Origin of the sequence: Bradyrhizobium sp. 604_D8_N2_3, assembly GCF_051810765.1 — a bacterium.
Lineage (GTDB): Bacteria > Pseudomonadota > Alphaproteobacteria > Rhizobiales > Xanthobacteraceae > Bradyrhizobium > Bradyrhizobium barranii.
Window position 1 is genome coordinate 59,918 of sequence record NZ_JBPWPM010000001.1, and the last position, 11,998, is coordinate 71,915.

Here is an 11,998-nt window from a genome sequence, read left to right on the forward strand (position 1 = left end):
CGGGCATCCACGTACTTTCCTCCTGTGGGCAGCAAGAACGTGGATGGCCGGGACAAGCCCGGCCATGACGACGAAGATCCGTACTTTGATTAGATCGTCTGGCGGTTGCGCCAGAATTTCACGACGCGCTCGGCCGTTGACGGCATCAGGCGCGTGAAGTTCACGCGCGCCTGCTCGAGATCGGCATCAGCCGGCGTGCGATGCGGGCCGTACCACATCAGGATCAGCGCGCGCACCGTGGGCCAGCCGAGATTGAGCACGCGCCCCAGAATCAGAATCGGATCGTAGCGGTCGCCCGCGACCAGGCGATCGAGGATCGAGAGGCGGACACCGGACATCGCCGCGAGCGAGGCGATCGATTCCTCATATTTGAGCGCCTTGGCGAAGCCGAGCAGCGCGCTCTCGCCGAGATGACCCTCGCGATGCAAGGTCAGCACCGTGCGCTGTGCCGCCGAGAAATCGCGGCGCGGCCCCGGCGGCAGCGCGGCCTCCTCGATCGCCGCCATGGCGCGCTTGATCTCGACCTGGCGCACGGGATTGACCACGCTCGAGAGGCGGCGGCGGATGACGTCGAGCGTGCCGTCGAGCAGCTGTTTCAGGTGCTCGCCCGAGAGATCGTTGCGCTGGCCGATCTTGAGCGTCAGCACGCCGTCCTGCGACGCACGCTTGATCAGCTCGGAATAGCTGCCTTGCGAGAACTCCGCGCCGGCATTGCCCGCGGCGCGACGCACCACGTCGCGATCGCCGCGCTCGACCAGCACGTCGGTGATGGCGGCCGACAGTGCGGGGCGCTCGGTCATCGCCAGCAGATGGCCCTGACCCTTCAGCCGCGCGATCTCGACGAGAGCGGCGTCGTCGAGCACCGGCGAGCGGCGCAGCACAGGGCCCGCCACCATGATCTCGTTTTCGCGCGCGAGCTGGCTCACCAGATGCGGCGGCGCATTGTTCAGGCGCGAGAAGCGCTCGGCGAGGTCGACGCGCGAGGCAAGCTCGGCATGCGGAACGAGATCGATCAGCAGATTGTCGAAGAGATCGACGAGATCGGGACGGAGCTTCTCGGCGTCCTGGAAGAACAGTTGGGCGATGGCGCGCGCGATCTCACCGCGACGCCGGGGGTCGCCGCGTTTGACGATCTCGTCCAGTCCGGGAATGAGCGACGTGGCAGCGGTCATGAAAACGCAACTCGTACAGGGCACGCCGCGGGTGCGCCCTTGGTCCAAGCCGCCCCACAATCAGGGAATTTAGGCCTGCTAGATGAAGGAAGCGTTGCGCGGGGGGGGGCCACAGGCCGGGCGCAAAAAGCCTCGTCTTTCCCGCGATGGGCCTTGTCCGGGAGGACGGAAAGGGCTATATCAGCGCCAATTCATCTTCTCATACGATCCGCGTAGTGAGAGTGGGCCCGAAAGGACCCGCTCTTTTTTATTACCTGAACGCGGCTTGGTTGAAGATATGCGGCCCGGCGAGCTGCCGGGATAAAGAGTTCCGAAACAGGCTCTGCAGATCCTAACCTGTTCAAGTCCTTAACCAAGCCTTAACCATCGAGCGCCTTGACCCCTGATATGACCGAACCGAACACTGGTTCCACGGATGCCGAGTTGCTGGCCGAGCCGAGGCTCGTGGTCGAGCCGGGCGTGGCGGCACGTGTGTCTGCGGTCGCAGGTCCGGTGCTCGAGGGCATGGGCTACCGCCTGGTGCGGATCCGCATCTCCGGCGAGGCCGGCTGCACCGTGCAGATCATGGCCGAGCGGCCGGACGGCTCGATGCAGCTCGAGGATTGCGAAGCGATCTCGCGGGCGCTGTCGCCCGTGCTCGACGTCGCGGACCCCATCGACCGCGCTTATCGGCTGGAAATCTCCTCGCCGGGGATCGACCGTCCGCTGGTGCGCCGCTCGGATTTCGAGCGCTATTCCGGCTATCTGGTGAAGATCGACATGGCGGTCGCCCATGAGGGGCGGAAGCGGTTCCGTGGCATGCTTGGTGCCGTCGAAGGCGACCGCGTGCACCTGCATCGCGACGACGTCAAGGCGAACGATAATCCCGACGTTCTCCTGACGATGGAAGACATCGGTGAGGCACGCTTGGTGCTGACCGACGAGCTGATCGCGGAATCCATGCGCCGCGGCAAGGCCGAGGAGCGCCAGATGCGCCGCGATCTCGGCATCGAGCCGCCGGCTGCACCGCACGCGGAAATCAGTGCGAAGATCACCAAGAACACCAAGCCGCAAAAAAAGAAGCCGGCACCGACCAATACGAAGAAGCACCGCCTGGCCGCCGAACGCGCGCGGCGGGGCGAGATCGAGCCTGACGAAGGAGACTAGCCATGGCAGTCAGCGCCAATCGACTTGAATTGCTCCAGATCGCCGATGCCGTCGCGCGCGAGAAATCGATCGACCGCGGCATCGTCATCGCGGCAATGGAAGACGCCATCGCCAAGGCGGCACGGGCACGTTACGGCAGCGAGACTGACGTTCATGCCGAGATCGACCCGAAGAAGGGCGAGCTGCGGCTGTCGCGCCACATGCTGGTGGTCGAGAAGGTCGAAAATCATTCCAACCAGATCTCGCTGGTGGATGCGCAGCGCGCCAATCCCGGCGCCCAGGTCGGTGACACCATCGCCGATACGCTGCCGCCGCTGGAATATGGCCGCATCGCCGCGCAATCGGCCAAGCAGGTGATCGTGCAGAAGGTGCGCGAGGCCGAGCGCGACCGGCAATATCAGGAATTCAAGGACCGCATCGGCGACATCGTCAACGGCGTCGTCAAGCGCGTCGAATATGGCAGCGTGATCGTCGACCTCGGCCGCGGTGAAGCCATCATCCGCCGCGACGAGATGCTGCCGCGCGAAGTGTTCCGCAACGGCGACCGCGTCCGCGCCTACATCTTCGACGTCCGCCGCGAGACCCGCGGCCCGCAGATCTTCCTCTCCCGCACCCATCCGCAGTTCATGGCGAAGCTGTTCGCGCAGGAAGTGCCTGAGATCTATGACGGCATCGTCGAGATCAAGGCGGTGGCCCGCGATCCCGGCTCGCGCGCGAAAATCGGCGTGATTTCCCGCGATTCCTCGGTCGATCCGGTCGGCGCTTGCGTCGGTATGCGCGGCTCGCGCGTGCAGGCGGTGGTGAACGAGCTGCAGGGCGAGAAGATCGACATCATTCCGTGGTCGCCCGACATCGCGACCTTCGTGGTCAACGCGCTGGCGCCGGCCGAAGTCTCCAAGGTCGTCATCGACGAAGACCGCGAGCGCATCGAGGTCGTCGTGCCCGACACCAACAACCAGCTCTCGCTGGCGATCGGCCGCCGCGGCCAGAACGTGCGTCTGGCCTCGCAGCTCACCGGCTGGGACATCGACATCCTGACCGAGCAGGAGGAATCGGAGCGCCGCCAGGCCGACTTCGAGAACTCCACCCGCGTCTTCATGGAATCGCTCAATGTCGACGAGGTGGTCGGCCAGCTGCTGGCGTCCGAAGGCTTCACCTCGGTCGAGGAACTCGCGATGGTGGACCTCAAGGAACTCGCCGGCATCGAAGGCTTCGACGAGGAGACCGCGCAAGAGCTCCAGAACCGTGCCCGCGAATATCTCGAGCAGCAGGAGGCCGAGATCGAGGCCAAGCGCAAGGAGCTCGGTGTCGAGGACGCCGTCAAGGACGTGCCGGGCGTCACCTCCAAGATGCTGGTCAAGTTCGGCGAGAACGACATCAAGACCGTCGAAGACCTCGCCGGCTGCGCCACTGACGATCTGGTCGGCTGGACCGAGCGCAAGGAAGGCGGCGAGCAGACCAAATTCCCTGGTGCGCTCGACGGTATCGAGATCTCCCGTGACGATGCCGAAGCCATGATCATGCAGGCCCGCGTCAAAGCCGGCTGGATCACCGAAGCCGATCTCGCGAAGCCCGCCGAAGAGGCCGAGGCGACCGAAGATCAGCCGGCTTAAGGACGAAGGAGAATGTCGCCCGGATGCTCGCAGATACTGACCACGATCTCGACCATGGACCGCGGACCGAAAGGTCCGCGACCATGCGGATGTGCGCGGTCAGTCGCGAGGTCCGGCCGATCGACGAGCTGATCCGCTTCGTCATTTCGCCGCAAGGCGACATAGTTCCCGATCTCAAGCGCAAGCTGCCCGGACGCGGCATGTGGGTCACCGCCTCGCGCGAGGTGGTTGCGGAAGCCGTGCGGCGTCACCAATTTAGCAAAGCCTTCAAGCGCGAGCTGCGCACTCCCCAGACGCTTCCCGCCGACATCGAGGCGCTCCTGGTTCGGAGTGTGACGGAAGCCCTTGGGATTGCCGCCAAGGCGGGCCAGATTGTGGCCGGCTTCGGCAAGGTCGAAAGCGCCCTGCGGGAAGGCACGGCCGAGGTCCTGATCCATGCCAGCGACGGGGCCGCGGACGGAATCCGCAAATTGGACATGCTGGCACGTCAAAATGACGGGAATCGCGGCGCCAAGCCGCAGATTCCCGTCGTCACTGCGTTGAAATCGATAGAATTGGATTTGGCACTTACCCGGTCAAATGTGATACATGCTGCCCTGCTCGCGGGCCCGGCGAGCAAGTCATTCCTGTCACGTAGCCAGATGCTGGTCCGATACCGGATGGCGGACGATGACAAGACTGCCGAAAAGCCCGGCCAGGATTTCTGAGAGACAACGACGACCCGATAGGACGGTGCGGCAACGCACAACGTTAACAAAGATCAGGATTAGGACTGCTGAATGGTTGATACCAAGACCCCTGACGACAAGAAGCTGAGCGTTCCGAGCAAGACGCTATCGCTCAAGCCGCGCGTCGAAACGGGCACTGTGCGTCAGAGCTTCAGCCATGGCCGCAGCAAGCAGGTCGTGGTCGAGAAGCGCGGCAAGCGCCGCGTCGACGGCAGCCCCGAACCGCAAGCTCCCGCGGTTGTTGCAAAGCCGGCACCGGCCGCGCCTGCTCCCGCTCCGGCACGCCCGGCTCCGCCGCGCAACGCCGGCTCCGGCGTGGTGCTGCGCACGCTGACCGAGGACGAACGTTCCGCCCGCGCCAGCGCGCTGGCCGACGCCAAGGTGCGCGAAGTCGAAGAGCGCCGCCAGGCCGAAGACGAAGCCCAGCGCCGCGCTGTCCGCGAAGCCGCCGAACGCGTCGAGCGCGAAGCCGCCGAGGCCCGCCGCAAGGCCGAGGATGAGCGCCACCGCCACGAAGAGGAAGCCAAGCGCAAGGCCGAAACCGAGGCCAAGAAGCGTTTTGGCGAAGGCGAACAGCCGGCGTCAGCCGCGCGCCCTGCAACTGCCGCCCCGGCCGCTCCCACGCCACGTCCTGGCGCGCCCGCAGCACGCCCCGGCACCACCACGACCACGGCACGCCCGGGAACAACCACCGCGCGCCCTGGAACGACCACCGCGAGGCCGGGAGGCGGCCCGTTGGGTCGCGCTCCCGCGGTCGCAGCCGGACCGGACGAGGACGATGGTCCGCGCCAGATCCGTCGCGGTCCCGGCGGCGCCGCGCGTCCTGTGGTAGCCCCCAAGCCCACCCACAAACCCGGCCCGCAGAAGGAGCGCGGTCGCCTGACGGTCGTGACCGCATTCAATGCCGACGACGTGCGCGAGCGCTCGATCGCCTCGTTCCGCCGCCGCACTCAGCGCCTGAAGGGCCATGCCGCGAACGAGCCGAAGGAAAAGCTCATCCGCGAGGTGGTCATTCCGGAAGCGATCACCATCCAGGAGCTCGCCAACCGCATGGCCGAGCGCGCGGTGGAAATCATCCGCATGCTGATGAAGCAGGGCGCGATTCACAAGATCACCGACGTGATCGACGCCGACACTGCGCAGCTGATCGCCGAAGAGCTTGGTCACACCGTCAAGCGCGTTGCCGCGTCCGACGTTGAAGAAGGCCTGTTCGACGCCACCGACGATTCCACCGACACCGAGACGCGTTCGCCCGTCGTGACCGTGATGGGTCACGTCGACCACGGCAAGACCTCGCTGCTCGACGCGCTCCGCCATGCCAACGTCGTCTCCGGCGAAGCCGGCGGCATCACCCAGCATATCGGCGCCTATCAGGTGCTGTCGCCCGAAAGCGGCAAGAAGATCACCTTCATCGACACGCCCGGCCACGCCGCGTTCACCGCGATGCGCGCCCGCGGCGCCAAGGTGACCGACATCGTCGTGCTGGTGGTTGCTGCCGATGACGGCGTCATGCCGCAGACGATCGAAGCCATCAACCACGCCAAGGCGGCGCGGGTCCCGATCATCGTTGCCATCAACAAGATCGACAAGCCCGATGCGAAGCCCGAGCGCGTGCGCACCGAGCTGCTCCAGCACGAGGTGCAGGTCGAATCCTTCGGCGGCGAAGTCGTCGACGTCGAAGTGTCAGCCAAGAACAAGACCAATCTCGACAAGCTGCTCGAGATGATCGCGCTCCAGGCCGACATCCTCGACCTGAAGACCAATTCGGAGCGTCCGGCCGAAGGCACCGTGATCGAAGCCAAGCTCGATCGCGGCCGTGGCCCGGTCGCGACCGTGCTGGTCCAGCGCGGCACGCTTCGTGTCGGTGACATCATTGTCGCCGGCGCCGAGATGGGCCGCGTCCGCGCGCTGATCTCGGATCAGGGCGAGACGGTGCATGAGGCCGGTCCTTCGGTTCCGGTCGAGGTGCTCGGCTTCAACGGTCCGCCGGAGGCCGGCGATCGTCTCGCGGTGGTCGAGAACGAAGCCCGCGCCCGCCAGGTCACCAGCTATCGCGCGCACCAGAAGCGCGAGAACGCGGCTGCCTCGATCTCCGGCATGCGCGGCTCGCTCGAGCAGATGATGTCGCAATTGAAGACGGCGGGCCGCAAGGAATTCCCGCTGATCATCAAGGCCGACGTGCAAGGCTCGCTGGAAGCGATCCTCGGCTCGCTGGAGAAGCTCGGCACCGATGAAGTCGCAGCCCGCATCCTGCATGCCGGCGTCGGCGGCATCTCGGAATCGGACGTGACGCTCGCGGAAGGCTTCAACGCCGCGATCATCGGCTTCTCGGTTCGTGCCAACAAGGAGGCGGCTGCGGCCGCCAAGCGCAACGGCATCGAGATCCGCTACTACAACATCATCTACGACCTCGTGGACGACGTGAAGAAGGCGATGAGCGGCCTGCTCGCGCCGACCCTGCGTGAAACCATGCTGGGCAATGCCGCGATCCTGGAGATCTTCAACATCTCCAAGGTCGGCAAGGTTGCCGGCTGCCGCGTCACCGACGGCACCGTGGAACGCGGCGCCAATGTGCGCCTGATCCGCGACAACGTCGTCGTGCACGAAGGCAAGCTGTCGACGCTGAAGCGCTTCAAGGACGAAGTGAAGGAAGTCCAGTCCGGTCAGGAGTGCGGCATGGCCTTCGAGAACTACCACGACATGCGTGCCGGTGACGTGATCGAGTGTTATCGCGTGGAGACGATCCAGCGCTCCCTGTAAGTCCAAATCTTACCGAAGCGCCCGGATCTTTTTGAGCTGAAATTGCGGGAGTGCGATGGCCGGATTTATTCCGGCCATCCGCGCCGCATTCGTTTCAACAGGACAAATGACAATGCTCGTGTCCCAAACGCGGGCACGACGAGGTGATTTTCAACCATGCCCCGCCACCATCAGAAGAAAAGTTCCGCGCCGGGCGGCTCGCAACGCCAGTTGCGTGTCGGCGAGCAGGTTCGCCACGCGATGGCCGAGATTCTGGCGCAAGGCAATGTGCATGATGTGGACCTCGAAGGTCACATCATCACGGTGCCGGAGGTTCGGATGTCGCCCGACCTGAAGCTCGCAACGGTTTACGTGATGCCGCTCGGTGGCCGCGACACCGAGGTCATCATCGCTGCGCTCGAGCGCAACAAGAAATTCCTGCGCGGCGAAGTCGCGCGGCGCGTTAACCTGAAATTTGCACCTGACCTTCGTTTCCGCGTCGACGAACGATTCGACGAAGCGGAACGGATCGAGAAGCTTTTGCGAACACCTGCGGTGCAGAAGGACCTGGAACAGGATCCGGATTCGGATCGGGAAGAAGAGCGATGACGATGGACCCGGCTCACGGCACGATCGGCGGCGAAGAGACCGATCAGCGCGACGTGCAGAAAAATAATTTTGCGGATCTCGGCGGCGATTCGCAGCCGCATCAGGAGCCGCGCCGCGTCAACAACGATCCCCGCGCCAACAAGCAGAAGGGCAACCAGCCGCGCCGCGACCGCCGCGACGTCCATGGCTGGGTCGTGCTCGACAAGCCGATCGGCATGACCTCGACGCAAGCCGTCGCCGTGCTCAAGCGCCTGTTCAACGCCAAGCGCGCGGGACACGCCGGCACGCTCGACCCGCTCGCCTCCGGCGGCCTGCCGATTGCGCTCGGCGAGGCCACCAAGACCGTTCCCTTCGTGATGGACGGCCGCAAGCGCTACCAGTTCACCGTGTGCTGGGGCGAGGAGCGCGACACCGATGATATCGAGGGCCGGGTCACCGCGACCTCCGACCAGCGCCCGACCCAGGAGGCCATCCTGGCCCTGCTGCCCCGCTTCACCGGGGTGATCGAGCAGATCCCGCCGCGCTATTCCGCGATCAAGGTCCAGGGCGAGCGCGCCTACGACCTCGCCCGCGACGGCGAGGTTGTGGAACTGGCCCCCCGTCCCGTCGAAATTCATCATTTAACCCTTGTGGATCAACCGGATAGCGACCGGGCAGTGTTCGAGGCGGAGTGCGGCAAGGGCACCTATGTCCGGGCGCTGGCCCGCGATATGGGCCGGATTCTCGGCACTTACGGCCACATCTGCGCGCTGCGGCGGACCCTGGTCGGCCCATTTGACGAGAACGACATGATTCCGCTGGATCAGTTGGAGGCTTTATGCGATAGAGCCGCGTCCGGCGAGGGCAGCCTCGCCGACGCGCTTATGCCCGTTGAGACCGCGCTGGACGACATCCCGGCACTGGCCGTCACTCGGGCTGATGCGGCAAGGCTCCATCGGGGCCAGGCCGTTTTATTGCGCGGACGGGATGCGCCCACTAGTAGCGGCACAGTCTATGTCACGGTGGCAGGCCGTCTATTGGCGCTTGCTGAAGTCGGCAACGGCGAAATCATCCCCAAGCGTGTGTTCAACCTGACCGGTCTGACTGCCAGCACCGGTCGCAACGAGAGAAATTGACGATGTCGATTGCCGCAGAACGCAAAGCGGAAGTCATCAAGACGAATGCCAACAAGGCCGGCGACACCGGCTCGCCGGAGGTTCAGGTCGCGATCCTGTCGGAACGCATCAACAACCTCACCAACCATTTCAAGACCCACGTGAAGGACAACCATTCGCGTCGCGGCCTCTTGAAGCTGGTTTCGACCCGCCGCTCGCTGCTCGACTACCTCAAGAAGAGGGACGAGGCGCGTTACAAGGCGCTGCTCGAGAAGCACAACATTCGTCGTTAAGTGTTCCTGCGCGCGCCACTGGCGCGCGTTTTCGTGCGCGGTTTCGAGCGAAAGCGTTTGTTTAAAGGTTTTTGATCGAGGCTGCGTGCGCGTCGGGTGCGAGCCGTTGACGGCTAGCACCCGGGCACGATGGGCGAGGACCGCAATCCGGTGTTCGCGTTCGTGCCGACTGACAGTCCAGCAGCAATCCGGCGGCTGGGCACAACGGGCAAGGCGCCCGTATGACCCGAAAGGATGGACGCCATCCGAAATCCGAAAACCATGGCAGGATCGCAGGACGCTGATCGCCCGCTTCGATCAACGTCCCGCAATCTTGCGCATGGTTTTTGTTTTTCGGGCCGTCCTTCTTTCGAGAACCCATGAAAGAAGACATCTATGTTCAATAAGCATTCAGTCGAGATCGACTGGGGTGGACGCCCTCTCAAGCTTGAAACCGGCAAGATCGCGCGTCAGGCCGACGGTGCCGTCGTCGCCACCTATGGCGAGACCGTGGTGCTCGCCACCGTCGTCGCGGCGAAGGCGCCGCGCGAAGGCGTCGACTTCCTGCCGCTGACGGTCGACTACCAGGAGAAGACCTACGCAGCCGGCCGCATTCCCGGCGGCTATTTCAAGCGCGAGGGTCGTCCGACCGAGAAGGAGACGCTGGTCTCCCGCCTGATCGACCGTCCGATCCGTCCGCTGTTCGTCGACGGCTGGCGCAACGAGACCCAGGTGATCGTCACCGTGCTGTCGCACGACATGGAGAACGATCCCGATATCGTGGCGCTGGTGGCCTCATCGGCTGCGCTGACCCTGTCCGGCGCGCCCTTCAAGGGCCCGATCGGCGCAGCGCGCGTCGGCTTCGCCAATGACGAGTTCATTCTCAACCCGACGCTCGACGAGATGGTCGACACCCAGCTCGACCTCGTCGTCGCCGGCACGGCCGACGCCGTGCTGATGGTGGAATCGGAAGCCAAGGAGCTCAACGAGGACATCATGCTCGGCGCCGTGATGTTCGGTCACCGCCACTTCCAGCCGGTGATTAACGCCATCATCGAGCTCGCCGAGAAGGCCGCCAAGGAACCGCGCGAAGTCACGGTGATCGACAATTCGGCGCTCGAGAAGGAAATGCTCGGCCTCGTCGAGCAGGAGCTGCGCGCCGCCTACGCCATTCCGGTCAAGCAGGATCGCTACGCCGCGGTCGGCAAGGTCAAGGAAAAGGTGATCGCCCATTACTTCCCCGAAGGGCAGGAGCCGAAATACGACAAGCTGCGCGTCTCCGGCGTGTTCAAGGAGCTGGAAGCCAAGATCGTTCGCTGGAACATTCTCGACACCGGCAAGCGCATCGACGGCCGCGATAGCAAGACCGTGCGCAACATCATCGCCGAAGTCGGCGTGCTGCCCCGCGCCCACGGCTCGGCGCTGTTCACCCGCGGCGAAACCCAGGCGCTGGTCGTGACCACGCTCGGCACCGGCGAGGACGAGCAGTATATCGACGCGCTGTCCGGAACGTACAAAGAGACGTTCCTGCTGCACTACAACTTCCCTCCCTATTCGGTCGGTGAGACCGGTCGCCTCGGCGGCACCAAGCGCCGCGAGATCGGCCACGGCAAGCTGGCCTGGCGCGCGATCCACCCGGTGCTGCCGCCGCATCACGAGTTCCCCTACACCACGCGCGTGGTGTCGGAGATCACCGAGTCGAACGGCTCGTCCTCGATGGCTTCGGTCTGCGGCGCTTCGCTGGCGCTGATGGATGCCGGCGTGCCGTTGAAGCGGCCGACCGCGGGTATCGCGATGGGCCTGATCCTCGAGGACAAGCGCTTCGCGGTGCTCTCGGACATCCTCGGTGACGAGGACCATCTCGGCGACATGGACTTCAAGGTCGCCGGTACCGAGCAAGGCATCACCTCGCTCCAGATGGACATCAAGATCGAGGGCATCACCGAAGAGATCATGAAGGTGGCGCTCGGTCAGGCCAAGGATGGCCGTATCCACATCCTCGGTGAAATGGCCAAGGCGCTCACCAACGCCCGCGCCGAGCTCGGCGAGTACGCGCCGCGCATCGAGACCTTCAAGATCGCCACCGACAAGATCCGCGAAGTGATCGGCACCGGCGGCAAGGTGATCCGCGAGATCGTCGAGAAGACCGGCGCCAAAGTCAACATCGAGGACGACGGCACCGTGAAGGTCGCCTCCTCCGATGGCGAGGCGATGAAGGCCGCGATCAAGTGGATCAAGTCGATCGCCTCCGATCCGGAAGTCGGCCAGATCTATGACGGCACCGTCGTCAAGGTGATGGAGTTCGGCGCCTTCGTGAACTTCTTCGGTTCCAAGGACGGCCTCGTCCACATCAGCCAGCTCGCTTCGGCGCGCGTGCAGAAGACCTCCGACGTCGTCAAGGAAGGCGACAAGGTCAAGGTCAAGCTGCTCGGCTTCGACGACCGCGGCAAGACCCGGCTGTCGATGAAGGTGGTCGACCAGACCACCGGCGAAGACCTCGAAGGCAAGGGCGGCGACGGCGAGAAGACCCCGCGCGAAGCCGCCGGCGAGTAATCGATCCGCACATCAGAAACACGAAGGGCGGCCTCGCGGCCGCCCTTTTTGTTTGTCGCTTGCTTAAGCCCG

At 64.6% G+C, this 11,998-nt stretch carries 9 protein-coding genes; 8 read left to right on the forward strand and 1 reads right to left on the reverse strand.

What is annotated here, in order from left to right; translation table 11 throughout:
• Positions 1-89: 89 nt before the first annotated feature.
• Positions 90-1,172, reverse strand: a complete 1,083-nt coding sequence (locus AB7245_RS00265) for a DUF2336 domain-containing protein (protein ID WP_063980136.1) — start codon at positions 1,170-1,172, stop codon at positions 90-92.
• A 387-nt stretch (positions 1,173-1,559) separates the two neighbouring features.
• On the opposite strand from AB7245_RS00265, the gene rimP reads away from it, so the two are divergent.
• The 8 genes from rimP to pnp all read left to right on the forward strand — a co-directional run bounded on the left by rimP (position 1,560) and on the right by pnp (position 11,926).
• Positions 1,560-2,318 carry a ribosome maturation factor RimP gene (gene rimP / locus AB7245_RS00270; protein WP_063980137.1) on the forward strand — a complete coding sequence of 253 codons (759 nt, stop codon included), beginning with the start codon at positions 1,560-1,562 and terminating at the stop codon, positions 2,316-2,318.
• Between the two features lie 2 nt (positions 2,319-2,320).
• Positions 2,321-3,931 carry a transcription termination factor NusA gene (gene nusA, locus AB7245_RS00275; protein ID WP_028150578.1) on the forward strand — a complete coding sequence of 537 codons (1,611 nt, stop codon included), beginning with the start codon at positions 2,321-2,323 and terminating at the stop codon, positions 3,929-3,931.
• 23 nt (positions 3,932-3,954) lie between these two features.
• Entirely contained in the window at positions 3,955-4,638 is a 684-nt protein-coding gene (locus tag AB7245_RS00280) for an RNA-binding protein (protein ID WP_063980138.1), read from the forward strand.
• Between the two features lie 72 nt (positions 4,639-4,710).
• Entirely contained in the window at positions 4,711-7,419 is a 2,709-nt protein-coding gene (gene infB / locus AB7245_RS00285; protein WP_063980139.1) for a translation initiation factor IF-2, read from the forward strand.
• A 156-nt stretch (positions 7,420-7,575) separates the two neighbouring features.
• Positions 7,576-8,007 (forward strand): 30S ribosome-binding factor RbfA, encoded by a 432-nt coding sequence (rbfA, locus tag AB7245_RS00290; protein WP_063980140.1) that lies wholly within the window; start codon positions 7,576-7,578, stop codon positions 8,005-8,007.
• Positions 8,004-9,122 carry a tRNA pseudouridine(55) synthase TruB gene (gene truB / locus AB7245_RS00295; RefSeq protein WP_063980141.1) on the forward strand — a complete coding sequence of 373 codons (1,119 nt, stop codon included), beginning with the start codon at positions 8,004-8,006 and terminating at the stop codon, positions 9,120-9,122. The genes rbfA and truB overlap by 4 nt, the downstream gene beginning before the upstream one ends.
• 2 nt (positions 9,123-9,124) lie before the next feature.
• Positions 9,125-9,394, forward strand: coding sequence for a 30S ribosomal protein S15 (rpsO, locus tag AB7245_RS00300; protein ID WP_008131787.1), 270 nt, complete (start codon positions 9,125-9,127; stop codon positions 9,392-9,394).
• Positions 9,395-9,769: 375 nt separating this feature from the next.
• Complete coding sequence (pnp, locus tag AB7245_RS00305; RefSeq protein WP_231143729.1) at positions 9,770-11,926, forward strand: polyribonucleotide nucleotidyltransferase; 2,157 nt, start codon at positions 9,770-9,772, stop codon at positions 11,924-11,926.
• Positions 11,927-11,998: the final 72 nt, after the last annotated feature.

Excerpts from the sequence above, each read along its gene's own strand:
- truB (WP_063980141.1), top strand. The coding sequence starts at position 8,004 with ATGACGATGGACCCGGCTCACGGCACGATCGGCGGCGAAGAGACCGAT.
- nusA (WP_028150578.1), top strand. The coding sequence starts at position 2,321 with ATGGCAGTCAGCGCCAATCGACTTGAATTGCTCCAGATCGCCGATGCC.
- infB (WP_063980139.1), top strand. The coding sequence starts at position 4,711 with ATGGTTGATACCAAGACCCCTGACGACAAGAAGCTGAGCGTTCCGAGC.
- rbfA (WP_063980140.1), top strand. The coding sequence starts at position 7,576 with ATGCCCCGCCACCATCAGAAGAAAAGTTCCGCGCCGGGCGGCTCGCAA.
- AB7245_RS00265 (WP_063980136.1), bottom strand. The coding sequence starts at position 1,172 with ATGACCGCTGCCACGTCGCTCATTCCCGGACTGGACGAGATCGTCAAA.
- pnp (WP_231143729.1), top strand. The coding sequence starts at position 9,770 with ATGTTCAATAAGCATTCAGTCGAGATCGACTGGGGTGGACGCCCTCTC.
- rimP (WP_063980137.1), top strand. The coding sequence starts at position 1,560 with ATGACCGAACCGAACACTGGTTCCACGGATGCCGAGTTGCTGGCCGAG.
- AB7245_RS00280 (WP_063980138.1), top strand. The coding sequence starts at position 3,955 with ATGCTCGCAGATACTGACCACGATCTCGACCATGGACCGCGGACCGAA.
- rpsO (WP_008131787.1), top strand. The coding sequence starts at position 9,125 with ATGTCGATTGCCGCAGAACGCAAAGCGGAAGTCATCAAGACGAATGCC.